Raw genomic sequence first — 25,263 nt, 5'->3', positions numbered from 1 at the left:
AACCCGGAAACGTTAGATTTCAGGTGATCCTGCAACAGGAGCAGAGGCTGATGGCTGAATGGATCGGGCCCACCGTGGCCATTTCACTGGCACTGATTGCAATCTGTTTCCTCGGGATCGCCGCAGCCGTGGCGTTCACGCTCAAGGAGGCGGTGGAACGAGGGCAGTCGCTCGCCAAGGAGCTGGGTGAGTTGCGTCGCGACCTCGGACCGACCCTGCAGGCGCTCAATCGCCTCGGGACTGGTGGAGCGGAGGTCGTGGAACTCGCCCAGGAGGAAGTGCGCGAGATCATCTACACCACGCGACGCCTCAGGAAGGATGTCGAGAAGAGTGTGACCCGGGCGCGACGGCGGCTCGCCGATTTCGAGGCGGTGGTCGAAGTGGTGCAAGAGGAGGTCGAGGAGACCGCGCTCGATCTTGGCGCGGCACTCCGCACTGTTCGCACCGGCACCGGAGTCATCGGACGGCTGCGGCGCATGGTCCTGCCGCGTCGTCGGGGCGCGGCGTGATCCAGTTTGCGGCGCTGCTGATCGTGGCAGCGATCGCACTCTGCTTCCCGGATGCCCTGCACGCCTGGACGCCGGGCACCCATGTCGTGCTCGGCGAACGAATCCTCTCTTCCCTGCACCTGCTCCCCGGCTCCGTTGCCGACCTGTTACGCGCCTTCCCGTACGACTTTCTCTATGGCAACATTGCGGCCGACACGACGATGGCCAAGAAATACGCTCCGGCCGATCGACACTGTCACGCCTGGCACGTCGGTCGCGAAGTGTATGATCTCGCACCGAGCGATGCCCTGAGTGCGTTTGGCCTGGGCTATCTCTCGCATCTCGCGGCCGACACAGTGGCACACAATCACTTCGTGCCGCGCCAGCTCGTGGTCACCAGCAGCACCCGCACGATGGGGCATACCTACTGGGAGAGCCGGGTCGAATCGATGCTCGGCGAGGAAGTGCCACGGGCGGCGCGCGATCTGCTCCGGCTCGATCACCGTCCTGCCGACGCGCATCTGGAGCGCATCCTTTCGCCGACGATCTTCTCGGTTCGCACCAACCGCCGTCTCTTCCGCGGCATGGTGCATCTCACCGACTCGCGCCCGTGGCAACTTGGCATGCAGGTCGCGACCGAACAGAGCCGGTGGGAATTGTCGGAGCCGCTGATCGCACGCTATCTCGATACGGCAACTGAACAGATCCGTTCGGTGCTCAGCGGGCCGGCCTCGCCGGTCTTCCAGATCGATCCCAATGGTGAAGCGGAGATTCTGCGCAGCAAGTCGGTGCGACGGGAAGCACTGCGGGGCGCGGGGCGTCGCGACCACGAGTGGATATCGGCAGTCGCGGATGCGCATTTCGGGCTCCCCGATGCCAAGGCGCCGGCGGTGGGTTCAACTCCCGCCTGGGGGCGGGAGCAGCCCGACGACCCGAAGCGCCTCACGGGTTCGTGAACTCCCTGCGATAGACCGAAACAGCGGCGTACTCAGCGGCTCGGACGTGAAGATCGGGTCCGACTCCTTGACCGCTCGCTCGAGCGCCGTGATCGCTGCCGCAGTATCTCCCACTGCCAGCTCCGCGTGCAGCAGCCCACCTGCGACGCCAGCCTCCCCTGCCAGGCTGCGAAGCGCATCGCGCTCCCGTCGCGCGCCGTTACTGTCGCCACGGCGCGCAAGCGCCTGGGCCAGCAGCCCCCGCAACAACGGCTGACGCGGCGCGAGCCGGCTCGCGAGCTGCAACTCGACGAGTCCGTCGCGATCGCGATCGAGGTAGAGCAAGGCGGCGCCGCCCAGAAAGTGGATGGAAGGGTTGGCCGAGTCCGCGGCCCGCGCCCGAGTGAGTGCGCGGTCGGCCTCCGCCCTCTGGCCGAGCAAGGCGTGCGCGACGCCGGCAAGCGCCCAGGGCAATGGCGCTGAGGGCTCGACTGCACTTGCAGAATCGAATTGTGCGAGTGCTTCGCTGCTCCGACCACGCACCAGCAACAGCTCGCCCAGCGCCTGGCGTGCCGATGCGGTGCCGCTCAAGAGCACTGCATGGCGCAAGTCCGTTTCCGCCATCGCCCAGCGCCATTGCGATCGGTAGAGTAACCCGCGGATCAGGATCGCTCCCGGATCATCGGGTCGGAGGGCCAGCGCCCGCGCGAGTGCGCGTTCCGCGGATGGCGCAACGTCGCGAGTGGGCACATTGGCGTAGAGCGGCAGCAGCATCAGCGCTTCGGCGAGTCCCGACCACCCGGCCACCAGCGTGGAGTCCCGGCGCACCGCCGACTCGAACGCCGAGACCGCCTGCACAATCGCCGTGTCGCGACGCGTCCCGACCAGGGCGCGACCACGGAGATAGTCGGCGTACGCCGCAGGATCACGCACCGCCGGCGTGGTCGATTGTGCCGCAGCCGCCGAGTCGAGCAGCACGCCGCGGACATTGCCGAGAACCTGCTCCACAAAACGCCCTGCGTCGCTCGGCGTCCCCCTGAAGGTGCCAGTCCAGAGCACCTCGCCCGTCGGACCTTCGACCAGTTGCGCGATGATCCGGAGCTCGTTCCCCTCGCGCCGCACGACGCCATCGAGCAGCGTCTTCACGCCCAGCGTCTCGGCCATCCGTCGGGGAGAGAGGTCCGCGCGTCCGACCTGATCGACGCTCATTCGTGACGCAATGCGTAGCCCGGGCGTTGTTGCCAGCTGCGCGGCGAGATCATCACTCAGGCCATCGGCCAGCCACTTGCTCGCGCTGTCGTCGCCCCGCGGGACGAAACGAAGTACCGCGATCGAGGCGAGCTTCACGGGAGCGACCGTCGCGGAGGAGACCGAAGCAAATCGCCGCACCGCCGGAACGGCGACGGCGAGCGCTACCGTCAGAATTGCTCCGGCGATGATCCGCTTGCCCCAGCGTAACCGGCCGGTTGCGACAATGCGCTCCGAGCTGCCACTGGCGCCCAGAATGGTTTCGAACTGCTCTACCAGTTCCCCTGCCGATGCGGGGCGCCCACCGGGCGATTTCGCGAGACAACGTTCGATGAGCGCGACGAGCGGCGGCGGCGTGTTCGCGCGCACACGCGAAAGGTCGGGAACCGGATCGGCGATGTGCGCCTTGAGGATCTCGTGCGACGAGGCGCCCTGGAAAGGGGGCCGCCCGGCAAGGAGTTCGAAGGCAACGACACCAATGGCGTAGAGGTCGGCGCGGTGATCGAGCGCGGGATCGGCCGACGCCTGCTCGGGGGCCATGTATGTCGGCGTGCCGAGGGTAAAGCCGACACGGGTAAGCCCGGGTTGACTCGCGTTGCCGGTGAGCGCCGCACCCAGCGCCTTGGCGATCCCGAAGTCGATGATCATGGCGGCATCGCCTGCGAGCAGCACATTTTCGGGCTTGATATCGCGATGCACGATCCCGTGGGCGTGCGCGTGGCTGCACGCCCGGCCGACGTCGCGAAGAATGCGCAACACGTCGCGAATCGGGAGCTGCCCTTCGGCCGTCATCCGCTCCCGCAGCGAGCGCCCCTCGACGAACGGCATCGAATACCAGGGGCAGTCGTCGAAGACACCGGCGGCGAGAATCGGGACGATATGCGGATGGTGCAGCGACGCGGAGAGCAGCATTTCCTGATGGAAGCGCTCGGGGGAGACGCCCCCCGCAGATGAGAAGACCTTGATCACGACCTTTCGGCCAAGGGCGATGTCGGCGGCCACGAAGACCCGGGACATCCCGCCGCCGAGCAGTTCGCGCTCGATCCGCAGCGAACTGCCGACGGCCAGCGCGAGCCGCTGGCGCAGTCGGTCGCCGTCGGGCGGCGGGGCTTGCGAATCTCCAGGTGATTGCGTCATCAGAGAATGAGACGCAGAACCGGGCCGAGTGGTTGCAGCCCTGGCTAGTGATGCGCTCCAATGCGCGCGACGCCTGACACAACTCGGTCAATTTCGTCGGCGGTGGTGTAGCACGCGGCACCGATCCGCACCAGCCCTGCTGATTCAAGCTTGAGTCGGCGCGCAACCGTGGTGGCGTAGAAGTCGCCGTTGGAAACGAAGCAGGCATCATCGACGAGTTGCGCGGCGACATCTGCGCTCGGGATGTCCTTGAGCGTGAACGCGATGGTCGCCGTCCGGGGTATCCCCGGCGGCGGGCCATAGCGAACGAGGCCGGGCACCCCGCCGAGCCCATCCCAGAGCCGCTGGAACAATTCCGCCTCCCGCTCGTGGAGGACCTGATAGGTTCGTTCCAGCCGGGGCCGCAGCGCACCCACGTTCCCAGCCAGCGAGGCGAGCCATTGCACCGCAGCAGCTGCGCCGACGATGCCTTCGTGGTTCTGCGTCCCGGTCTCGAACCGTTCAGGCGCCGTGTCAGGCGCCGGTTCGAGCTTGGGCGCGTCGAGCGACTCGAGCAGCTCCCGGCGGCCCCAGAGGATACCGGCGTGTGGTCCGAAAAACTTGTACGACGAGCAGACAAAGAAGTCACAGCCGAGCGCCTGCACATCCGGAAGCACGTGGGGGGAGTAGTGCACGCCATCGACGTAGACGAGGGCACCGGCCGCGTGCGCGATCCGCGCGGCCTCGGCCACGTCGGTGATGGTGCCGAGCGCATTCGAGGCCGCGCCGATGGCGACGAGCTTCGTGCGGGAGTTGATGAGCCCCGGAAGCAGGTCGAGCCGAAGGCGGAAGGTCTCGAGGTCGAGTGGCAACATGCGGAGCACAATGCCCCGCTCCCTCGCAAGCGCCTGCCACGGTGCCAGGTTGGCGTGGTGGTCGAGCTCCGTTACCACCACTTCATCGCCGGCCTGCCAGCCACGGCCAAGTGCGCGCGCCATATGGAAGGTGAGGGTCGTCATGTTGTTGCCGAAGACGACTTCGCTGGCGGCACCGTTGAAGAACGCCGCGTAGGTCTCGCGTGCCGCGGAGAGGAGCGCGTCGGTCTCGATACTCGACGGATAGAGCCAGTGAGTGTTGGCGTTGTGGTTGGTGAGGTAGTCGGTGATGGCCTGGACCACGGCTCGCGGGACCTGGGTGCCGCCGGGGCCATCGAAATAGGCCACTGGCGTCCCGAGATGGCGGCGCTCGAGTGCCGCGAATTCCGCGCGAATCGCGCTGACCGACTGAACCTCGCTCATCCGTTGAGTCTCCCCATCAGAATGGGTTGGATCCCCTTGGGATCGGCCTTCCCCTGGCTCTTCTTCATGATTTGTCCGACGAAGAAACCGACGAGCTTCGCTTCGCCACCGCGAAAGCGCGCGACTTCGTCCGGGAACAAGGCAATGACCTCGTCGACCCAGCCCGCGAGGGCACCCTCGTCACGCACCTGCACCAGCCCGAGGCGCTGGGCGATCTCCGCAGGGGCCTCAGCGCTCGCAGCAAGCTCCGGAAAAATCTTCTTTGCGGCCGAGAGCGAGAGCGTGCCATCGGCCACGAGCGCCGCGAGTGCGGCAAGCCGGTCGGGAGGCACCGCGAATTCCCCGCGCTCGTTGAACCCCGTCATCACTTCACCGAGGACCCAGTTGGCAGCGGTCTTCGGTTCGACGCCCGCAGCGATCACCGCTTCGAAGTAATCGGCGATGACCGGTTCCTGGGTCAGCACGCGGGCATCGTAGGTCGGCAGCGCGAGTGCCGTCTCGTAACGCGTACGGCGCGCGGCGGGAAGTTCCGGCAGCGATGTGCTCTGCGCCTCGACCCACGCCGCGTCGAGAACGAGTGGCGGCAGGTCGGGATCGGGGAAATAGCGGTAGTCGTGCGAGTCTTCCTTGGTGCGAAGTGGCTTGACCTCGCCCGTGGCCGCGTTGAACGTCAGGGTGACCTGGGTGACTTTGCCGCCGGATTCGATCAGCGCGATCTGGCGCAACCGTTCGGACTCGAGCGCACGCTCGACGTTCGCGAACGAGTTCATGTTCTTCACTTCGGTCTTGGTGCCCAGCGGATCGCCAGGGCGGCGTACCGAGAGGTTGGCATCAACGCGAAGCGACCCCTGCTCCATCGAGCATTCGCTCACGCCGGCATAGATGAGCAGCTGGCGGAGCGTCGTGAGGTACACGCGCGCTTCGCCCGGCGAGCACATGTCGGGTCCGCTCACGATCTCGGCGAGCGGCGTGCCGGCACGGTTCAGGTCGATCGCGGTCATCCCCGGAATCCGGTCGTGCAGCGACTTGCCGGCGTCCTCCTCGAGGTGCAGCCGGGTGATGCTGACGCTGATCGCCCCGCGCTCGGGCGAGTCGATCGCGACAACACCCTCGGTCGCCAGCGGCTTGTCGAACTGGGAGATCTGATAGCCCTTGGGAAGATCGGGGTAGAAGTAATTCTTGCGCGCGAAGATGCTGGTGTGATGAATTTCGCAGCCGATGGCAAGTGCACCGCGGACACCGAGCCGGATCGCTTCGGCGTTCGGAACCGGCAGCGCCCCGGGCAGCCCCAGGCAGACTGGGCAGACGTTGGTGTTCGGCGCGTCGCCGTATGTAGTCGAGCAGCCGCAAAACATCTTGCTGCGGGTCTTGAGCTGCACGTGCACCTCAAGTCCGATGACAGTCTCCCAGGTCATCAGCGCACCTCTGCCATTGGGTCGAGCGACGCCTCGAGCACACCCGCGGCCGCGAGCATCGTCGACTCATCGAAGTCGGCCGCAATCAGTTGACCGCCAATCGGCAGCCCGCCGTCGCGGCCGATGGGGACCGACATCGCCGGCAGCCCGGCGAGGCTCGCCGGAGCCACGAAGATGTCCGCGAGATACATCTCGACCGGATCGGCGGTCTTTTCGCCGGCCTTGAAGGCCGGCGTCGGCGTGGTCGGGGTAAAGAGCAGATCCACCCCGCCATCGAACACGCGAGTGAAGTCATCCGAGATCAGGCGCCGGACACCCTGAGCACGGCTGTAATACTGTCCGGCATAACCGGCACTCAGTACGAAAGTGCCGATCAGGATGCGGCGGCGCACCTCGGGACCGAACCCCTCGCCCCGGGTTGCCCGGTAGAGCGCACGCAGGTCGCCTTCAGGGCCGATCTTGCGTGGGCCGTAGCGCACACCATCGAAACGCGCGAGGTTGGCTGCCGCCTCGGCCGGGTTCACGATGTAGTAGGTCGGCACGGCATATCGCGTATGCGGAAGCGACACTTCACGCACCTCGGCGCCGAGTTCGCGCAGGAGCGCGATCGTCGCATCGCAGGCGGCTCGCACTCCTGGGTGGAGATCCGCCGGGAAATATTCCTTCGGCAGCCCGATCACCATGCCTCGCAAATCGGTGCGACCCTCGGGGAGCACGAGCGGTGCGACCTGGCGAGTCGTCGCATCGCGCGGGTCGTGACCAGAGATCGCGCAGAGCGTCTTGCCAGCGTCGGCCACGTTTCGCCCGAAGACGGAGACGCAATCGAGCGAGGAGCCGAAGGCGACGAGGCCGAACCGGGAGACACGGCCGTAGCTGGGCTTGAGCCCGACCACGCCGCAGAAGGCCGCCGGCTGACGGACCGACCCGCCGGTTTCGGAACCGAGTGCGGCAGCCGTCACGCCCGCAGCGACCAGCGCCGCCGAGCCGCCACTCGATCCGCCGGGCACCCGGTCGAGATCGATCGGGTTCTTGACCCGGCCGTAGGCAGAGTTCTCGGTCGAGGAGCCCATCGCGAATTCATCGAGGTTCGCCTTCCCCGCGATGAGTGCACCGGCCGCGCGCAGGCGCGATGCCACCGTGGCCTCGTACGGCGAGAGGTAACCCTCGAGAATCTTCGAGGCGCAGGTCGTCGGCTGATCCGGGGTGACGATGTTGTCCTTGAGTGCCACGGCGATGCCGCTCAGTGGCCCCGCAGGCGCGGCATCGAGCAGTGCGGCATCGCGATCGAGCAGTTCTTGCGACCAGTGCAGCGTCGCATTGAGCCCGCGGGCGTCGGCCTCGGCGAAGCGCTGCCCTGTTTCGCGGGCAAGATCGGCGGCGCTCATCCTTCGGCCAGCCCGCCGAGCTTCGGCACGACGAAGAAGCCTTCGCGGAATTCGGGAGCGAGCTGCGCGGCGGTGCGCGACATCGGGATCGGATCGACTCGGTCCTCGCGTAGCAGCACCTGATCTGGGCCAACCGCCGTCACGCCGGTACCCTCCGGCAGCTCCACTTCATTCAGCTGTGCCACGAACGCGACGATCCCCTCGAGCTGCGTCGCGAGGGTCGCCACATCCGCCTCCGCGACCGCCAGTTCGGCCAGCTTCGCCACGTGCCGGACTTCATCCGCTCCGATGATCATGCACTCTCCCAGTCGCGCTCGAGGCCCGCGAAGGCCACCAGCAGCTGCTTGGTTCCGATCTCCGGGTCGTCGAATGCGACGGAGACCTTGGTGTCCTTGCCGTTGCCGCTCAGGCCGAGAATGGCGCCAGACCCGAAGCGGCGATGTCGCACGCGCTCGCCCTTGACGAACCGTGGCGCGTCCTGGCTTTCGCTCGGCGGTTCCTTCTCGACGCTCACCTGAGAGAAGTCGTCCCAGCCAGCGCGCGGCGTCGCGATCGGCGGTGGCGGCGCCGCTGCCCGGCTCTTGCTGCTCCCCCAGTTGCTGGAACCGCCGCGCGTGCCACCGTACTGCCCGCTGCCGCTCCAGCCACCACCCATCGAGCTGCCGACCGCGAAGGAGGTCCGGCGCTCATCGACCAGTTCGGGCGGCAACTCCCGCAGGAAGCGCGAGGGCATTCCCGGACGCAGTTCGCCGCCCCGCCGACGCGATCGTGCCCACGAGAGAATAAGGGTATCGCGGGCCCGGGTAATCCCCACGTAGCAGAGCCGTCGCTCCTCCTCGAGCCCTTCGGGTGATTCCATTGCTCGGGACATGGGGAAGAGGCCGTCCTCCATTCCCGACATCACCACCAGCGGCCATTCGAGCCCCTTCGCGGTGTGCAGCGTCATCATGGTCACGCCATCTTCGCGCCCAGCGCTGGTATCGACCGCCGAAAGGAGCGTTGCCTCGGCGAGGAAGCGCTGCAGCGGAGTCCCGGGCTCTTCGACGTCGAGGATGACCTCGGACCATTCGGCCGCTGCTGCGACCATTTCACGGACATTGTCCCAGCGTTCCGTCCCTTCGAACCCTTCGGCGAGGAGGACGTTTTCGTAATCGATCGCGCGAATCACTTCTTCCATCACCACCACGGGCACGGCCTCGCCGAAGCGAGTGCGCAAGGTGGTGATCAGGTCGGCGAAGGTCTTGAACGCCGTCCGGAGGTTCGGGCGCAAGGTCGTGACGGCCTCCGCCCGCTCCGCTGTTTCGAGCAACGAACGCTGCCACTGCCGCGCCTGCTCGGCGAGCAATGCGATGGAGGCATCGCCCAGTCCACGCCGTGGCACCCCGATCGCGCGCAGGAACGCTTCATCATCGGCGGGATTGGCGACGAGCCGGATGTACGCGAGCAGATCCTTGACCTCTCGGCGATCATAGAACGATATCGAGCCTACCAGCCGGTAGGGCACACCCGCGCGTCGCATGGCATCTTCGAGCGCCCGCGATTGGGCGTTGGTACGATAGAGAATCGCGGCTTCCGTCCAGGCGAGTCCGTCGCGACTCCGCGCCTGCAGCTCCCTGGCAATCCATTCGGCCTCATCGCGCTCATCGGCCGCCGCCAGCACGATCAGCGAGGCACCGCCTGGCCGCCTGGTGCGAAGGGTCTTGCCCAAGCGCCCCGGGTTGCGCGCGATCACTGCATTCGCCGCATCGAGAATCGGCTTGGTGGAGCGGTAGTTCTCCTCCAGCTTCACCAGGCGCGCTTCGCCGAAATCGGTCTGCAGATCCTTCATGTTCCGGATATCGGCGCCGCGCCAGCCGTAGACCGACTGATCGTCATCGCCGACACCGAAGACGTTCGTGTGTCCACCCGCCAGCAACTTGATCAGCTCGTACTGGGCGCGATTGGTATCCTGGAACTCGTCCACGAGCAGAAAATCGAAGCGGCGGCGCCACCGCTCCAGCACTTCCGGATGTTTCCGGAAGAGTGCCAGTGGATGCAACATCAGGTCATCGAAGTCCATCGCATTCGCGGTGTGCAGCGCCTGCTGCATCGCGGCATAGACATCGGCCGCGACCCGCACCGCCGGATCGTGCGGAGCGGAGCGGCCGAGGTCGTCAGCGGTCTGCATCCGGTTCTTGGCGGACGAAATCAGGTTCTGCACCAGCTTGGGCGGGTAGAGCTTCACCGGATGGTTGCGTTCATCCATCAGGCGGCGGATCAGCGAGAGCTGATCGTCCTGGTCGTAGATCGTGAAGGCGCGCGTGAAGCCGAGATGCTCGGCCTCGCGCCGCAGCAGACGGGCCGAGAGCGAGTGAAAGGTACCGATCCACAGCCCCGAGGGATCGCGCTCCAGCAAGCGACCAATCCGCTCCTTCATCTCGCCGGCGGCCTTGTTGGTGAAGGTCACGGCGAAGATCCGCTCGGGCGGGACACCGTGGGCATCGATAAGGTGCGCGATCCGCGCGGTGAGCACCCGCGTCTTGCCGGAGCCGGCGCCAGCCAGCACGAGGATCGGGCCGTGCACGTGCTCAGCGGCGTCGCGCTGGGCCGGGTTCAATCCCTGGAGCAGATCACGAGGTGTGGTCACGCGACAGAAGAAGCGAGCGGAAAGCGCATCTGGAAAGTGGTCCCGTGTTCAGTTGGCTCGAGCGCCAGGACGCCCTGATGGGCGTCCTCGATCACCCGTCGCGCGAGCGCGAGGCCAATGCCCCAGCCGCCGCGCTTGGTCGTGATCCCTGGCTCGAAAATCGTCCGGCGCAGTTCGCGTGGGACGCCAGGGCCGTCATCGACGACCCGGAGCACCGCATCGGACCCTTCTGCCGTGGCCGCAATCGTAATCGTGCCGCCCCGGCCTTGCAGCGCATCGATGGCATTCTTGACCATGGCTTCGAGCGCCCATTCGAGCAGGACTGCATCGCCGAGGATGACCGGTCCGGCGCTCGGTGCCTGCACGGTGATCGCAATGGTATTGGTGTGCCTGGGGACACGCGGTCGATAATAACCCGCGACGCGTTCTCCCAATGCTCCGAGCCCAACGGGATCGCGGCGCGCCGGATTGCCGATCCGCTCGAAGCGCTGCGCGACACGCTGCAGCCGATCGGCGTCGGCATCGAGATACTCGGCCACCTTGGCCGGAGGTACCCCGGCAGAACGCAGCTGTTCGATCCAGCCCTGCAGCGAGGTGAGAGGTGTACCCATCTGGTGCGCTGCCTCGCGCGCCATCGCCACCCAGAGTCGGTCACGTTGTGCGGTAATCGCATTGCGATACGCCGTCACACCGACGGCGACCATCACGATCAGGGTAAGTCCCTGGAGGAGGCCGAGGCCAAAGAGGAGCCTCGTGTTCGGGAGCGGACCGAAATGCAGGACACCGAGTCCCTGCTTGAGCGTGATCGGTGGGTTGACGCGATCGAGTTCATGGGCGAACTCGCGCAACCTGGCTTCGGCACCGGTGGTGTCGAATGGGGCGTTGGCGACCGCGGTGACTCGGCCTGAAGAATCGGTGAGTACGATCGGGATCCCGAGTTCGCGCACTTCCTTGCCAAGCTCGAGGAGCGCGGTCGTGGCGCCATCGGCTGCCGGATCGGTCAGCCCTTGCGTGACGACAGAGTAGAGTCGCGACGCCGAGAGCGCTTCTGCCCGGAAGTGACGTGCAATGATGAGGCTCGAACCGGTCGTGAGGCCGGCGAGCAGTGCCACGAGCAGAACCGCCGCCCCAGGTGCGAGGCGTCGGAGCCGCTCCTTACGACCGCGGGACGAGGCGGTCGGTCCCGACATAGGGGACCAGCGCGGCGGGAAGGCGAACGCTGCCGTCGGCCTCCTGGCCATTCTCCAGCAGGGCAATGATCGTGCGTGGAAACGCAACACCGGACGCGTTGAGCGTGTGTGCGAACTCGGGCTTGGCACCGGCGGCCGGGCGATAGCGGATGTTCGCGCGTCGTGCCTGGAAATCGCTGAAGGTGCTGGCACTCGAGACTTCGAGCCAGGTTCCGACGCCGGCGGCCCAGGCCTCGAGGTCAAGCGTGCACGCACTGCCGAACCCGGTGTCGCCGGAGGCGAGTGCGAGGACGCGATAGGGAATCTCGAGGCGCTGCAGCACGGCTTCCGAGTGCGAGGTCAGCAGCCGGTGCTCGGCCTCACTGCTATCGGCGCGAACAATCCGCACCAGCTCGACCTTGTCGAATTGATGCACTCGGATGAGGCCGCGAGTGTCCTTGCCATGGGCGCCGGCTTCACGCCGGAAGCACGGGGTATAGGCCACGTAGCAGATCGGGAGCGCGGCGTTCTCAAGAATCTCGTCGCGATGGATGTTCGTGAGCGGGACTTCGGCCGTCGGGATCAGGAAAAGATCGTCGGCGTGGGTGCGATAAAGATCGTCCTCGAACTTCGGTAGCTGGCTCGTGCCGATGAGCGACGCCCGGTTCACGAGATACGGCGGCTGGATCTCCGTATAGCCATGCTCGGTGGTGTGCAGGTCAAGCATGAAGTTCGCCAGCGCGCGCACCAGACGGGCGCCCATCCCGGTGAAGAGCGGGAACCCGGAGCCCGTGAGCTTGGCGCCGCGCGGCAAATCGAAGAGCCCGAGCGACTGCCCCAGTTCCCAGTGCGGCCGCGGCGTGAAATCGAACTCGCGCGGAGTGCCCCAGGACCGCACTACGACGTTGGCCGCGACGCCGCCGGTCGGTACGCTCTCGAGCGGCAGGTTCGGCACATTGAGCAGGTGACTCTCGAGCAACGCCTCGATGTCGCGAAGATCGGTTTCGAGTGCCCGCACGCGTTCGCCGGAGCTCTTCAGTGCGGCAAGCAATTCATCAGCCGGTTCCTTCGCCTGCTTCTTCCGCGCCACCGCTTCGTTGGCCTGATTACGCTCGGCCTGGAGCGCCTCGACCGTTCCGAGCAACTCGCGCCGGCGGAGATCCAGCTGAATGGCGCGATCGAATTGCTCGAGCGCGTCGGGATCGCCGCGGCGCGCGAGTGCCGCCCGCGCGGTGGCGGGGTCCTGCCGGAGGCGTCGAATGTCGATCATCGGATCAGCTGGTCGGGATGCCGATTTCGAGGTTGCGGTAGCCGCAGTTCACATTCGCCAGAACCTGAAGCAGCACGGTACGCTTGGCATCATCAAACGAGAGGACTTCCACCTTGGCGTACTCCGGCACGCCGAGGTAACAGGCGATCCGTGAACGCGCGACGATGACATCACCGACGGCCACCACGATCGTGTCCTTGGTGAGGTAGCCGTTGGTCGGGGGCGAGGCTAGCGCGGCGAAGGTCGACGTGCTTCGGAGCAGGCCCGGGTTGGCACCGTTGACGGCGCCGAGTCCGAGTGCATCGAGCGGCAGCAGGACACGTCGCCCGGCCGCATCGATGTTATATGCAAAATCGAACGAGGCGGTCTGGTCGGTACGGACCGCGCGCGCATCGGGAATCGAAAACGCCGACGGAGTCGATATCGGCGTGCCGACCAGCGCCCCAAGGGTGATGGTGTCGACGATGTTGTCGATCTGGGCCGGCTCGAGGTCGGTATTCGAGCAGGCAGCGGCGGCGATGCCGACGGCGACGAGCAGGTAGCTGATGCGCTTCATGGGAGAAGGTTAGACCGCTTGGAGAGGCGCGGCAACCCACCATCATTGCTTGACTTCCGCGTTGTGAGGGACCTAGCTTCGCGCTTCACTCACCTGCCCGGGAGCGCCCCGCGATGCACCCCCTCCGCACTGTCCTCGCCGCCTTTGCCGACCGCCCGGACGTGCTCGGTGCCGCGGTGATCAGCGACGAGGGCCTGGTGGTCGAGTCGGCCCTGCCGGCCGCCCTGGATCCCGAGGCGATCGCGGCGCTGGCCGCGACCGCCCAGCGTACGCTCCAGACCCTGGGAGGTGCGACCGGCCACGGCATTCCCCGGCAGACGGTCGTTGAATCTCCGGGTGGCATCCTCATTCTGGAACGTCTCCCGACGGGCTCCTCCCTGCTCGTGCTCGCAGCACCGAATGGCGATCTGGGCCAGCTCCTCCACGACCTACGCCAGCACGCGCCGGCGTTGGTCGCCCTCGTGTAGCACCAGATGTACTGGGCTGTCCTTCTCGCCGGAGGCTCCGGAACCAGATTCTGGCCGCTCTCCTCGCCGGCGCATCCGAAGCAGCTGCTGCCCCTGGCAGGACCTCGTTCGAGCGCCGAAGAAGCCGTCGACCGGCTGACCGGCTTTATCCCGCCCGAGCGAATACTGGTGGTGACGGGCAAATCGCTCGCCGGCCGGCTCGCCGACCGCCTGCCGGTTCCCCGGGAGAATTTCCTGATCGAGCCTCGGGCCGCGTCCACTGCTCCGGCGCTGGTCTGGGCCACTCTCGAGGCATCTCGACGCGACCCGGACGCTTCAGTGGTCTCAATGCACGCCGACTGGTCGGTCAATGACCCGACTGCGTTCGTCGCCACGGCGGCCACAGCGCTTGCCACGGCGGCCCGCCATGAAGTGCTGGTGACAGTCGGCATGGTGCCGTCGCGCCCCGAAACCGGGTTCGGGTACATCGTGCCCGGCGAGCGGCTCGACAGCGCGTCCCGCCGGGTCGAGAAATTCATCGAGAAGCCTGGCGCGGCGCTCGCCCTCGACCTCATGGCCGAAGGGGCACTCTGGAACAGTGGTCTCTTCGCCTGGCGGGCCAGTGATCTTCGGCGCGAAGTGATGACGCACACGGATGAGATCGCGCCATGGCTGCCGCTGCTCGAGAGTGGGGATGTTGCCGGCTTCTTTCGCGACGTGCGGGAAGTGTCGATCGATGTCGGTGTCTTCGAGCGCAGCGGGACGGTCGCCGTCGTGTCGGGTGATTTCGCCTGGGATGATATCGGGACCTGGGAAGCACTGGCCCGGGTGCGACCGCGCGATCGTCGCGGCAACGTGGTGCACGGGCCAGTGACGCTCGTGGATTGCAGTGATTGCATCGTCTGGAATGATGGTCCGCCGATGGTGCTGAGTGGCGTTCGCGACCTGGTGGTCGTGCACGCCAACGCGCGGACCCTGGTGCTCGAACGGTCGCGCGCTGTCGACCTCAAGAAGATTCTCGATACCCTTCCCGCCGACGTGCGGGAGCTGGAGTAACATGACGGCGTTGTACCTGCTCGAACCCGATGCTCCTGGTGCCGCGTGGGCACCCTTTGCTGGCGCGACAACGCTCGCTTCCCTGCCGGTCGGCGCGTGGCGCATGCACGAACGATGGTCTCGCGCCCTCGGTGCCCCGGCCAAGGGGACCGTGGCGGCGCACGTGAGCGGCCATCACGCGACGGGGTCACTGCCGGTTGTGAACGCGTCGGCAATTGTCGGCCCAGCTTGGGTCGTCGATGCGACCTTCGCGCCGAAGCTGCCGATGCGCGCAGTGGGAGGGACTCGTCGACTGCTGCACGAAGGTCGCACGGTCGGCTGGCGGCTCGATGCTGGTCAGGCGTGGACCGGCCCATTCACTGCCGGCGACGGGCTGGTAGTTGAGGGTCGCACGCTGCGCGGCGCGTTCGACCTCGTCACGGCGCTGGAGCAGTTCCTCTTTGCTGATACGCTCTCACTCATCGACGAAAGCGGCGATCCGATTCCCGAAGGGACGATCGTGCTCGGAAATCCTGGCGCAGTGAGCATCAAGGGCGCGACGCTGGAGCCGGGCGTGGTACTCGACGTGCGCAAGGGCGGCATCGTGCTCGAGCAGGATGTGCAGGTCCGCAGCGGCACGCGCATCGAAGGCCCCGCCCGGATCCGCAAGGGGACCTGGCTGGTCGGTGGACAGTTCCGTCACATCTGTGCAGGCGTGCATTGCCGACTGCACGGCGAGGTCAGCACGACCGCCTTCACGGGCTACGCCAACAAGAGCCACGAAGGCTTCATCGGGCATTCGATTATTGGCGAGTGGGTGAACCTGGGTGCGGGTACAATCAACTCGAACCTCAAGAACACCTACGGTCCAGTGCGCCTCGACATCGGCGCGACGCGGATTGACACCGGCCGAACCAATCTTGGTTCCCTGATCGGCGACCACGCGAAGACGGCGATCGGCACCTTGCTCCCGACTGGCGCAGTCGTGGGCGCCGGTGCGAACCTCTTCGGCGGGCCACGCGCGCCGAAATACACCGCCCCCTTCGCCTGGGGGGGAGACAACGATGAGCGACTCGGCGTCGATGCCTTCGTCGAGACTGCGAAGCGCGTCCTGCCGCGGCGCGATGTTGTTGTCGATACGGCGACCGAAGCCTCCCTCCGTGCGCTGCACCGCCGCCTGACCGAGTGACCTCTCTCGTTGTGCTCGGTTCGGGGAGCCAGGGCAATGCGTTCGCCCTGGTGCACGATGGTGCGATGCTGCTGCTCGATGCCGGTTTCTCACTCCGCGAGATCGACAAGCGGCTGGGTGTGGCAGGGCTCGACCCGGCGATGCTCGTTGGTGTTGCCATCACCCACGAGCATGGCGATCACGCAGCCGGCGCCACCAAGCTCGCGCGCCGGCATGGCATTCCGCTGTTGGCGTCGATGGGGACATGGCGGGGCGTCTCGCGAGGTGGCGAACCGTGTGAGTGGCTCCCGCTCGGCTCCCGCGGAGCTGCGCACGTCGGGCCGTTCACGGTGAGCGCCTGCGCAACTTCACACGACGCCGCCGAGCCAATCGCGCTTGGTGTCGTGCTGCCCGACGGCTGCTCGCTCGGGATGGCCACGGATCTCGGTCGCCCCACGCAGGCGGTTCGCTGGTTCCTGCGCCAGCGGCATTGCCTCGTGCTCGAGGCCAACCACGACGCCACGATGCTGCGCACGAGCGGCTATCCCCTGGTGGTTCAGCAACGGATCGCAGGGCCGGGCGGCCACCTCTCCAATAGCGACTGTGCCGAGCTGCTGGCCGAGGTGCACCACGAGGGACTCGCGACGGTGGTGCTCGCGCATCTGAGCCAGCGTTGCAACAGCGCCGAACTGGCGCACGCTGCGGTCGCGACCCGTCTCGCGGCGGCGGGATTCACGGGTGAACTTCACCTGGCCGTACAAGACGGGCCGATGACGTCAATTGCACTCCGGTCACCGGTGCAAGGTTCGCTCTTTCGGTAGTTCGGGGGTATGTCGGGTCTCGGCGGGGAACGACGCAGGGTGTCGTGGAGGAGAATGCCTCCGGTCCCCTGAACTCATCCCCCGAAGCGAGGAACGCCCGACATGATCGTCCAGCACCGAAGTGCATCCGTGTTTGCCCTGCTCCTCATCGCCGCCTGTGCCGGCGAGACCCCCGCCCCCACCGCCGAATCGATGATCAGCGGGCACAACCACCCCGCCAACGGCATCGCGACCAAGCAGGACAAGTCGACCGAGATCAGCCGCGAGACCGAATCGGCCATCAACGTGGCCCACGCGGCGACCGCACGGTTCCACCCGCTCGCCAACCTGCTCAAGGAAAACGCGGTGCTGGCGTCGCCCTGCCTCGCAATTCCGACCGGCGGCATGGGTTTCCACTACCTCCGCGAGGCACTGCTCGACGACAAGGTCGAGTACGATAAGCCCGAGTTCGTGATGTACACACCCGACAAGCACGGCAAGATGGAAATGGGTGGCGTGGAATTCATGGTGCTGGCCGATGCCTGGGACGCGAAGCACGATTCGCCGCCGATGTTCGGCACGCAGGTGTTCAACGATCACCGCGCACCAGAAGCGCGCCACGGCTTGCCGTTCGCGCACTACGAGCTTCACGTCTGGCTCTGGACGCCGAACCCCGATGGCATCTTCGCGCCGTGGAACCCCAGCGTGAGCTGCCCCGCCGCTTGATCTGACCTTCATCCTGGAAGGAGGCAAGGCGCTCAGTGCGTGCCGAGCGCCTTGCCGATGATCGCCTGCGCTTCGTCCTGGATGCGGCGCAGGTGATCAGGGCCGGAAAAACTTTCGGCGTAAAGCTTGTAGACGTCTTCGGTGCCTGATGGTCGCGCGGCAAACCAGCCATTCGCTGTCGTGACCTTGAGACCGCCGATCGCCGCGTTGTTTCCAGGCGCGTTCGTGATCCGCGACGTGATCGGATCGCCCGCGAGTGACGGGGCGGTTACCTGGGCGCCTGAGAGTTTGCCGAGGGCGACCTTCTGTTCCGGCGTCGCCGCAGCGTCCACGCGGGCGTAGACCGACTCGCCCAGTCGACTGGTGATGTCGCGATAGAGCTCGCCAGGATCGCGGCCGGTGGCCGCAGTCATTTCTGCGGCGAGCAGGCCGAGGATGATGCCGTCCTTGTCGGTGGTCCACACGGTGCCGTCGCGCCGAACAAACGATGCGCCGGCGCTTTCTTCGCCACCGAATGCCAGACTCCCGTTGCAGAGTCCGTCGACGAACCACTTGAAGCCCACCGGGACTTCGAGCAAAGGTCGCTGCAGATCGGCCGCGACTCGATCGATCACGCTGCTGCTCACCACTGTCTTCCCGATCCCGGCGGCGGCTGACCACTTCGGACGATGGGTGAAGAGGTACTGAATCGCAGCGGCGAGGTAGTGATTCGGATTGAGCAGCCCGGAAGTACCGGTCACGATGCCGTGGCGGTCGTGATCCGGGTCGGATGCCCACGCCACGTCGAAGCGATCCTGCATTGCGATCAGCCGTTGCATCGCATACGGCGAGGAACAGTCCATCCGGATCTTGCCGTCCCAGTCGAGTGTCATGAAACGGAAAGTGGGATCGACTTCCGTGCTGACGATCTCGAGCGGGATTCGAAAACGCTCCGCGATCTCGCCCCAGTAAGCGACGCCGGCACCACCCAGTGGATCGACGCCGAGCCTCACATCGGCCGCGCGAATGGCATCAAAGTCGATCACCGCATCGAGATCGCTGATGTACGCTGCCCGGTAATCATGGCGCGCCGTCGTCTCGGCCGCCATCGCGCGACTCAGCGAGACCCGGTGAACACCCTTGAGTCCATCGGCAAGCAACAGGTTCGCGCGGTCCTGCACCCAGCCGGTGATGACCGAGTCGGCTGGGCCGCCCGACGGCGGGTTGTACTTGAAGCCGCCATCCTCGGGAGGATTGTGCGACGGCGTGATCACGATGCCATCGGCGAGCCCCCCTTTCCGCCCGGCGTTGTACTGGAGGATGGCGTGCGAGATCACGGGGGTGGGCACGTAGCCCGAACGCGAATCGATGCGGACTTCGACGCCATTGGCGGCGAGGACTTCGAGTGCTGACGCCGCTGCTGATTCGGAGAGTGCGTGGGTATCGATGCCGAGGAAGAGCGGGCCGCTGATGCCGGCACTGCGACGGTGTTCGCAGATGGCCTGGGTGATCGCGAGGATGTGCTGTTCGTTGAACGACGCGACCAGCGACGTTCCGCGATGCCCCGAGGTCCCGAAGGCGACGCGCTGCGTGCGAACACCGGGATCGGGGGCGGTCGTGTAATACGAGGTCACCAGCCGCGGCACATTCACCAGCTGATCGGCCGGTGCCGGAAGCCCGGCGCGCGGATGCAGCAGCGGTGTGGTCATCGGATCAGCCGGCGGTGTCGGGGTCTCCGGGAACCTTCACGTTGGCCGGGCGCGGCGTGGCCGGACCGACGCGCTTGAGGGTGACCGGCTTCTGCAGATCGCCGCCGGAGAGTGTGAGGGTCTGCTCCTTCGGCTTGAGCTTGACCTTGTACGTCTCCCACTCACCGCCCAGCGCGATGGCGATCTTGTCGTCCTTGATGCGCCAGCGCACGGTTTCCTTGCCCCAGCTCGCCGAGGAGTCAGCTCGGATGATCACTTCGCGCGGGCCGTTCTTCACATCGGCGCCGGCGTCGACCTTCCAGGTGCCGGTGTAATCGGGTGCGGCCTTCTGGGCCGAGGCGGTGACCGGGGTACCGGCGACAAGCATGGCAAACAAGAGGACAGCAGCGCGCACGCAATTGCTCCAGGACGATGGTGTTGCCGGGGACGCCAGAAAGATAGCGGCGCGCACAGCGCACTGGGGCAGGATCAGTTCGCTCGACAGCGGAAAAGGCAGTGGTCGAGTCCGAGTGGCCCCCAGGCGACCAGATACCAGATCGCGACAAAGACATTCACCCAGATGAGGGGCCCTCGGCGCACCGGTAGCAGGGCAGAGCACCAGGCCGAGCAGCCCCGGCGCTCGCAGCGGGTTGGCGGCGCTCGCAAGGAGCGGCAGCGTACGGCCTGCGGGAGGCCCCCTACGGCTTCACCACCACCGGCACCACCCACTCCGTCTTGTCCCACGCAATCACCAGCACGCCGTCGCGCACGCCGATGGTCAATCGCTCGACCGGCGCAGCGATTGACGCGCGCCGGACCGGAATCCGCGCAAAATCCCTGGCAGGGTTGTAGCTGGTGCCGAAGACATTCACGGCCGAACTGACGACCAGCAGCGGTGCGGTCTCCGACGGAATCAGCCAGAGCGAATACCGTCCCGCTGGCACTGTGGTCCCGCCGATCAGCAGGTCCGCGCTGGTGGTGAAGTGGGTCGCCATGTCGGCGCCCAATCGCCAGACCTTGTCCCACGGAACGATGTCGCCCCAGATGACGCGGCCGCGCACGGCGGGGCGCGAGTAGTCAAAAGTGAGATTGCTGCTCCCCACCACGGCCTTGACCGAGTCGCGCGGCGAGATGGTGCCAACACCCTTCCCCGCCCGCTCGGCGGCGATCCACGCCGTGGCAATCGTTTCGAGATCCACCTTGCCGACCCGTTCGACCAGGTAGCGATAGGTGGTTCTGGTCCAGTCCGACCGGAGCAATTCGCCGGCCGCGTTGAACTTGAAGCCGCTGCGCGCCACGCCGAAATAGTCCAGTTCCGCCGAGTCGGCGGCGACGAGCCAGGCCCGGGAGCGCTGTGGCTTGAGCTGCGCGGGAAAGAGCGTGATCTGGTAGAGGTACGGCACCGAATCGACGCCGGCAGCGATGCGACGTCGCGCGGCAGCGAAGCCATCTTCGTACATCAGGTACGACAGGCCGAAATACGGGATTCCGGTGTACGGGACCGCGCCGTACGGTGCGGGCGAACTGACCTGCACGAGTTCCGACGTGGCGTTGTAGACGTCGCGCACCAGTGAATCGTTGCGGAAGGTCATCGTGCCGGTGTAGCTCGCCAGCATGGGCGCGCCGTCGGCGTCAAACGACTCGGCACGAAAGCGGAGCGGCGTGCCGCGGTCGTCGTACGTCATCGACCACTGCACCCGCCGGAACCTGGGCGCATGCACCAGGATCGTGCCGTGGGTGGTGTTCCCGTTGCGGGTGAACTCTTCCACTTGCATGGTATCCGCGCCGAGCCGGGCGATGAAGCCGCCGTGACGCTGCGCGGCGAGGGGAGCGGCGGCGATTAGCGCGATCGCGACGAGTGCACGGAGCGGCCGTTGCGCGTCAAGTATGGGCATAGGTGATCATACGCCGGAAACGGATCGGCAAGTGCCCAACTGCCGCGTGTTGACGAGACCCTGACAGGACGGCACCGGGATCCCCCCGGTGCCAGGAGAACCCTCGCGCCGGTCAACCAAGGCAGTAGCGCGCTCGGGCGCGAGATGCGATCACTCATTGTGTCGCTCCGACCGACTCGGCTCGCAAAGTCACACCACCCGCGTCTTCCACTTTCCTCTCCGGAAGACCAGCGCCGACGCACCGGCCAGCACCGAGAAGGCGATCGCGACCGCCCAGAAGGCCCCATCAACGCCATACCCGAGTGGATGGGCGAGTGCCCACGCCAGCGGGATCTCGAGGCACCAGAAGATCGCGAAGTTGAGCCAGGTCGGTGTCCAGGTATCACCCGCGCCATTGAGCGCCTGGGTCAGGACCATACCGAAGGCGTATAGCGGGAAGCCGAGGGCGATGATGCGCAGCCCGCGCGCGGCAATCGCCGTGACCGCTTCATCGTGCCCGAAGATCGAGACCAGCTGGGGCGCGAACACGACGAACAGCACTCCTAGCACACCAAGGAAAACCAGGTTGTACCGGCACGCGGTCCACACGCCGGCCTCCGAGCGCTCCGGTTTGCCGGCACCGAGCCCCTGCCCCACGATGGTTGCCGCGGCGTTCGAGAGCCCCCACGACGGCAGGATCGCGAAGATCACGATCCGGATCGCGATGGTGTATCCGGCGAGCGCGACACTCCCGAAGCCGGCGATGATCCGCACCAGGCCGATCCAGCTCGCGGTGCCGATGAGGAACTGCAGCGTCGCCGAGGATGCGAGCCGCAGCATGGTACCGAGCACCTTGGGATCGAAATGGAAATGCCGCGACTTCAGCAGCAGCCGGCCACCGGGCGTAGTCATCGCACGGAAGGCAAGCAGTGCCCCGACACCGCGACCGATGGTCGTGCCGACGGCACCGCCGGTGACACCGAGCGCCGGGAACGGGCCGACGCCGAAGACCAGCATCGGACAGAGCACGATATTGATGGCGTTGGAGATCCAGAGCACGCGCATCGCAATCGCCGGATCACCTGCCCCCCGGAAACCGGCGTTGAGCAGGAAGAGCAGGATCACGGTGACTTCGCCGCCGAGCATGATGCGCGCGAAGGTGGTGCCAACCGCGAGCACTTCGGGGGACGCGCCCATCATGGTGAGCAACTCGCGCGCGAAGATCGCACCACTCACGCCGAGCACGACCGCCACCGCGATCCCGATCATCAGCCCCTGCGCGGCGGCGTGCGACGCTCCTTCCGGATCTTTCTCGCCGATGCGGCGCGACACCACGGCCGTGACACCCATGCCGAGGCCCATCGCGAGCGCATACACGATCGCGAGTAACGACTCGGTGAGCCCCACCGTCGCCACCGACGCTGCGCCGAGGCGTGAGACGAAGAAGATGTCGGTGACGGCAAAGATCGACTCGAGCGCCATCTCCAGAACCATCGGGATAGCGAGGAGAATCACCGCCTGCCCTACCGGCCCGGTGGTGTAGTCGCGTTCGACGCCGCTGAGTGCGGCGCGGATGGTTGCCCAGACGCCGAGGGGCGCGGCCGCGGGGGATTCGGTCATTGAGTCGGGGAAAGTAGCTGCGCCTGTCATCCTGAGCGAAGTGCCGGCGCGCTAAAAGCAGACGGCCACCCCGAGGGGTGGCCGTGATCCTGCTGAGAGCAGTTCCTTCGCGGCCCTGTTGACGGGGCCGCTCAGGATACTAGTCGGCGTGGCCGACTAGTACATCCCGCCCATGCCGCCACCGCCGCCGCCACCACCGGCCGGGGCGCCCTTCTCTTCCTTCCGCTCGACGATGACGCACTCGGTCGTCAGCAGGAGGCCCGCGATCGAGGCTGCATTCTGCAGCGCCGTACGGGTGACCTTGGTCGGGTCGATGATGCCGGCCTTGACCATGTCGACGTACTCGTCGGTCGCCGCGTTGTAGCCGTAGGACTTCTCCTTGGCCTCACGCACCTTCGCGACCACGATCGAACCTTCGACGCCCGCGTTCGCGACAATCGCGCGAATCGGCTCTTCGATGGCGCGACGGATGATCTCGACGCCGATCTTCTCGTCGCCGCTCGCCTTGACCTTGTCGAGGCAGGACTGCGCGCGCAGCAGTGCCACGCCGCCGCCGGGGACGATTCCTTCTTCGACGGCCGCACGGGTCGCGTGCAGCGCGTCTTCGACGCGGGCCTTCTTCTCCTTCATCTCGGTCTCGGTCGCGGCGCCGACGTGAATCACGGCGACACCACCGGCCAGCTTCGCGAGACGCTCCTGGAGCTTCTCACGATCGTAGTCCGAGGTGCTCTTGTCGATGGCGCCACGGATCTCGGCGATACGGCCCTGGATGGCGTCAGCCTTCCCCTTGCCGTCGATGACCGTGGTGTTGTCCTTGTCGATCACGACGCGCTTGGCCTGACCCAGCTCGGCCAGCGTGGCGTTCTCGAGCTTGAAGCCGACTTCTTCCGAGATGACCTGGCCACCGGTGAGGATGGCGATGTCGCGGAGCATCTCCTTGCGGCGATCGCCGAAGCCCGGCGCCTTGACGGCCGAGACCTTGAGCGTACCGCGGAGCTTGTTGACGACCAGCGTCGCGAGGGCCTCACCTTCGACGTCCTCGGCGATGATCAGCAACGGCTTGCCGCTCTGCGCGACCTTCTCGAGCACCGGGAGGAGTTCCTTCATCGACGAGATCTTCTTGTCGTGGATGAGGATGTACGGCGCATCCAGCGACGACTCCATCGCTTCCGGATCGGTCACGAAGTACGGCGAGAGATAGCCGCGATCGAACTGCATCCCTTCGACCGTCTCCAGCGTGGTCTCCAGGCCCTTCGCCTCTTCGACCGTGATCACGCCTTCCTTGCCGACCTTGTCCATCGCTTCCGCGATGAGCTTGCCGATCTCGGGATCGTTGTTCGCCGAGATGGTGCCAACCTGGGCAATGTCCTTCTTGCCGCTGGTCGGGACCGACATCGACTTCAGCTCGGCGACGAGGGCTTCAACAGCCTTGTCGATGCCGCGCTTGAGTTCCATCGGGTTGGAGCCGGCGGTGACGTTCTTGAGGCCTTCACGGAAGATCGCCTGCGCCAGCACGGTGGCCGTGGTGGTGCCGTCGCCCGCGAGATCGGAGGTCTTGGTCGCGACTTCCTTCACCATCTGCGCGCCCATGTTCTCGATCGGATCGGCCAGCTCGATTTCCTTTGCCACAGACACGCCGTCCTTGGTGACGGTCGGCGAGCCGAACTTCTTGTCGATCACGACATTGCGGCCCTTGGGGCCGAGGGTGACCTTCACCGCCTCAGCCAGGGCATCGACGCCCTTCTTGAGCTTTGCGCGTGCATCGACGTCGAAGAGCAATTCCTTCGCTGCCATGTGTAATTCCCCAGTTCAGTAAGTGTGGATCAGCCGAGCTTCGCGAGGACGTCAGAGGCCTTCAGGATCATGACCTCCTTGCCGTCGATCGTGAACGGCGTGCCGCTGTACTTCCCGTAGATCACCGTGTCGCCGACCTTGACGTCGATAGGCACCCGGGCGCCCTTCTCGAAGCGGCCTGGTCCGACGGCGATGATTTCACCCTGAGTCGGCTTTTCCTTGGCCGTATCCGGGATGTAGAGCCCGCCCCGCATCGTCTCGCCTTCTTCCGACGGCTTGATGACGACACGATCTTCGAGCGGCGTAATGGTCTGCTTGGTCTTAGCGCCCGCCATGATGCCAACCTCCAACGTGAGCGTGATGCTGTAAGTGATTCTTGGACAATAACTTGGCAGTCTGATTGCGGGACTGCCAACCGGACACGAAAGTAACCTCCGGGTCCCCGATTAGCAATCGACGTGCCTGAGTGCCAAGCCAGAATGACAGACAAGAGCCGAGAAGGGAGGAAGAGCGAAGGGAGAAGGGAGAAGGGAGAACTGCCCCCCGGTGCGAGAAACCCGCGGCCGGGTAGGCTTCTCCCTTCTCCCTTCTCCCTTCTCCCTTCTCCCTTCTCCCTTCTCCCTTCTC

General features: G+C 66.2%; 22 protein-coding genes. 7 read left to right on the top strand and 15 right to left on the bottom strand.

Going from position 1 to position 25,263, the window contains the following annotated elements; genetic code table 11:
* The first annotated feature begins 50 nt into the window (after positions 1–50).
* Positions 51–509: a hypothetical protein gene (locus V4558_12855; protein MES2306397.1), complete on the top strand. Its 459-nt coding sequence runs from the start codon at positions 51–53 to the stop codon at positions 507–509.
* Positions 506–1,444, top strand: coding sequence for a zinc dependent phospholipase C family protein (locus V4558_12850; GenBank protein ID MES2306396.1), 939 nt, complete (start codon positions 506–508; stop codon positions 1,442–1,444). The genes V4558_12855 and V4558_12850 overlap by 4 nt, the downstream gene beginning before the upstream one ends.
* Here the strand turns inward: V4558_12850 and V4558_12845 are convergent.
* The 9 genes from V4558_12845 to V4558_12805 are packed head-to-tail and all read right to left on the bottom strand — an operon-like array spanning position 1,385 to position 13,506.
* Entirely contained in the window at positions 1,385–3,808 is a 2,424-nt protein-coding gene (locus V4558_12845) for a protein kinase (protein ID MES2306395.1), read from the bottom strand. The genes V4558_12850 and V4558_12845 overlap by 60 nt on opposite strands.
* Positions 3,809–3,852: 44 nt before the next feature.
* Positions 3,853–5,085, bottom strand: a complete 1,233-nt coding sequence (locus V4558_12840) for a cysteine desulfurase-like protein (GenBank protein ID MES2306394.1) — start codon at positions 5,083–5,085, stop codon at positions 3,853–3,855.
* Complete coding sequence (gene gatB, locus V4558_12835; protein MES2306393.1) at positions 5,082–6,500, bottom strand: Asp-tRNA(Asn)/Glu-tRNA(Gln) amidotransferase subunit GatB; 1,419 nt, start codon at positions 6,498–6,500, stop codon at positions 5,082–5,084. Before gatB ends, V4558_12840 begins: the two co-directional genes overlap by 4 nt.
* On the bottom strand, positions 6,500–7,885 hold the full coding sequence (gatA, locus tag V4558_12830; GenBank protein ID MES2306392.1) for an Asp-tRNA(Asn)/Glu-tRNA(Gln) amidotransferase subunit GatA: 1,386 nt from the start codon (positions 7,883–7,885) through the stop codon (positions 6,500–6,502). The genes gatB and gatA overlap by 1 nt, the downstream gene beginning before the upstream one ends.
* Positions 7,882–8,181: an Asp-tRNA(Asn)/Glu-tRNA(Gln) amidotransferase subunit GatC gene (gatC, locus tag V4558_12825; GenBank protein MES2306391.1), complete on the bottom strand. Its 300-nt coding sequence runs from the start codon at positions 8,179–8,181 to the stop codon at positions 7,882–7,884. Before gatC ends, gatA begins: the two co-directional genes overlap by 4 nt.
* Complete coding sequence (locus V4558_12820) at positions 8,178–10,511, bottom strand: UvrD-helicase domain-containing protein (protein MES2306390.1); 2,334 nt, start codon at positions 10,509–10,511, stop codon at positions 8,178–8,180. The genes gatC and V4558_12820 overlap by 4 nt, the downstream gene beginning before the upstream one ends.
* Positions 10,508–11,623 carry a HAMP domain-containing sensor histidine kinase gene (locus V4558_12815; GenBank protein MES2306389.1) on the bottom strand — a complete coding sequence of 372 codons (1,116 nt, stop codon included), beginning with the start codon at positions 11,621–11,623 and terminating at the stop codon, positions 10,508–10,510. The genes V4558_12820 and V4558_12815 overlap by 4 nt, the downstream gene beginning before the upstream one ends.
* A 43-nt stretch (positions 11,624–11,666) precedes the next feature.
* Entirely contained in the window at positions 11,667–12,950 is a 1,284-nt protein-coding gene (gene serS / locus V4558_12810) for a serine--tRNA ligase (protein ID MES2306388.1), read from the bottom strand.
* Between the two features lie 4 nt (positions 12,951–12,954).
* Positions 12,955–13,506, bottom strand: coding sequence for a hypothetical protein (locus tag V4558_12805; GenBank protein MES2306387.1), 552 nt, complete (start codon positions 13,504–13,506; stop codon positions 12,955–12,957).
* Between the two features lie 113 nt (positions 13,507–13,619).
* Here V4558_12805 and V4558_12800 point away from each other — a divergent pair, with 113 nt between their 5' ends.
* The 5 genes from V4558_12800 to V4558_12780 all read left to right on the top strand — a co-directional run bounded on the left by V4558_12800 (position 13,620) and on the right by V4558_12780 (position 17,681).
* Positions 13,620–13,973, top strand: a complete 354-nt coding sequence (locus V4558_12800) for a roadblock/LC7 domain-containing protein (protein ID MES2306386.1) — start codon at positions 13,620–13,622, stop codon at positions 13,971–13,973.
* Positions 13,974–13,979: 6 nt separating this feature from the next.
* Positions 13,980–15,008, top strand: a complete 1,029-nt coding sequence (locus tag V4558_12795) for a sugar phosphate nucleotidyltransferase (protein ID MES2306385.1) — start codon at positions 13,980–13,982, stop codon at positions 15,006–15,008.
* 1 nt (position 15,009) lies between these two features.
* On the top strand, positions 15,010–16,176 hold the full coding sequence (locus V4558_12790) for a hypothetical protein (protein ID MES2306384.1): 1,167 nt from the start codon (positions 15,010–15,012) through the stop codon (positions 16,174–16,176).
* Positions 16,173–16,976, top strand: a complete 804-nt coding sequence (locus V4558_12785; GenBank protein ID MES2306383.1) for an MBL fold metallo-hydrolase — start codon at positions 16,173–16,175, stop codon at positions 16,974–16,976. Before V4558_12790 ends, V4558_12785 begins: the two co-directional genes overlap by 4 nt.
* A 102-nt stretch (positions 16,977–17,078) precedes the next feature.
* Positions 17,079–17,681, top strand: coding sequence for a hypothetical protein (locus tag V4558_12780; protein MES2306382.1), 603 nt, complete (start codon positions 17,079–17,081; stop codon positions 17,679–17,681).
* Positions 17,682–17,713: 32 nt separating this feature from the next.
* Here the strand turns inward: V4558_12780 and pgm are convergent, their stop codons facing one another.
* The 6 genes from pgm to V4558_12750 form a co-directional block, all read right to left on the bottom strand.
* Complete coding sequence (gene pgm / locus V4558_12775) at positions 17,714–19,357, bottom strand: phosphoglucomutase (alpha-D-glucose-1,6-bisphosphate-dependent) (protein ID MES2306381.1); 1,644 nt, start codon at positions 19,355–19,357, stop codon at positions 17,714–17,716.
* Between the two features lie 16 nt (positions 19,358–19,373).
* On the bottom strand, positions 19,374–19,763 hold the full coding sequence (locus V4558_12770; protein ID MES2306380.1) for a hypothetical protein: 390 nt from the start codon (positions 19,761–19,763) through the stop codon (positions 19,374–19,376).
* 283 nt (positions 19,764–20,046) lie between these two features.
* A complete protein-coding gene (locus V4558_12765; protein MES2306379.1) occupies positions 20,047–21,243 on the bottom strand; it encodes a DUF2911 domain-containing protein in 1,197 nt (398 codons plus the stop codon).
* Positions 21,244–21,432: 189 nt separating this feature from the next.
* On the bottom strand, positions 21,433–22,842 hold the full coding sequence (locus V4558_12760) for an MATE family efflux transporter (protein ID MES2306378.1): 1,410 nt from the start codon (positions 22,840–22,842) through the stop codon (positions 21,433–21,435).
* A 156-nt stretch (positions 22,843–22,998) separates the two neighbouring features.
* Positions 22,999–24,636 (bottom strand): chaperonin GroEL, encoded by a 1,638-nt coding sequence (groL, locus tag V4558_12755; GenBank protein ID MES2306377.1) that lies wholly within the window; start codon positions 24,634–24,636, stop codon positions 22,999–23,001.
* 29 nt (positions 24,637–24,665) lie between these two features.
* Positions 24,666–24,971 carry a co-chaperone GroES gene (locus V4558_12750; GenBank protein ID MES2306376.1) on the bottom strand — a complete coding sequence of 102 codons (306 nt, stop codon included), beginning with the start codon at positions 24,969–24,971 and terminating at the stop codon, positions 24,666–24,668.
* Positions 24,972–25,263: the final 292 nt, after the last annotated feature.

The organism is Gemmatimonadota bacterium (genome assembly GCA_040388535.1).
GTDB lineage: Bacteria > Gemmatimonadota > Gemmatimonadetes > Gemmatimonadales > GWC2-71-9 > Palsa-1233.
Note: the sequence above shows the minus strand (reverse complement) of the source record. Positions and strands in the feature narration are given on the sequence as shown.

Coding starts and splice junctions, on each gene's coding strand:
- V4558_12855 (MES2306397.1), top strand. CDS start 51: ATGGCTGAATGGATCGGGCCCACCGTGGCCATTTCACTGGCACTGATT.
- V4558_12845 (MES2306395.1), bottom strand. CDS start 3,808: ATGACGCAATCACCTGGAGATTCGCAAGCCCCGCCGCCCGACGGCGAC.
- V4558_12840 (MES2306394.1), bottom strand. CDS start 5,085: ATGAGCGAGGTTCAGTCGGTCAGCGCGATTCGCGCGGAATTCGCGGCA.
- gatB (MES2306393.1), bottom strand. CDS start 6,500: ATGACCTGGGAGACTGTCATCGGACTTGAGGTGCACGTGCAGCTCAAG.
- gatA (MES2306392.1), bottom strand. CDS start 7,885: ATGAGCGCCGCCGATCTTGCCCGCGAAACAGGGCAGCGCTTCGCCGAG.
- gatC (MES2306391.1), bottom strand. CDS start 8,181: ATGATCATCGGAGCGGATGAAGTCCGGCACGTGGCGAAGCTGGCCGAA.
- serS (MES2306388.1), bottom strand. CDS start 12,950: ATGATCGACATTCGACGCCTCCGGCAGGACCCCGCCACCGCGCGGGCG.
- V4558_12805 (MES2306387.1), bottom strand. CDS start 13,506: ATGAAGCGCATCAGCTACCTGCTCGTCGCCGTCGGCATCGCCGCCGCT.
- V4558_12800 (MES2306386.1), top strand. CDS start 13,620: ATGCACCCCCTCCGCACTGTCCTCGCCGCCTTTGCCGACCGCCCGGAC.
- V4558_12795 (MES2306385.1), top strand. CDS start 13,980: ATGTACTGGGCTGTCCTTCTCGCCGGAGGCTCCGGAACCAGATTCTGG.
- V4558_12790 (MES2306384.1), top strand. CDS start 15,010: ATGACGGCGTTGTACCTGCTCGAACCCGATGCTCCTGGTGCCGCGTGG.
- V4558_12780 (MES2306382.1), top strand. CDS start 17,079: ATGATCGTCCAGCACCGAAGTGCATCCGTGTTTGCCCTGCTCCTCATC.
- V4558_12765 (MES2306379.1), bottom strand. CDS start 21,243: ATGCCCATACTTGACGCGCAACGGCCGCTCCGTGCACTCGTCGCGATC.
- V4558_12760 (MES2306378.1), bottom strand. CDS start 22,842: ATGACCGAATCCCCCGCGGCCGCGCCCCTCGGCGTCTGGGCAACCATC.
- groL (MES2306377.1), bottom strand. CDS start 24,636: ATGGCAGCGAAGGAATTGCTCTTCGACGTCGATGCACGCGCAAAGCTC.
- V4558_12750 (MES2306376.1), bottom strand. CDS start 24,971: ATGGCGGGCGCTAAGACCAAGCAGACCATTACGCCGCTCGAAGATCGT.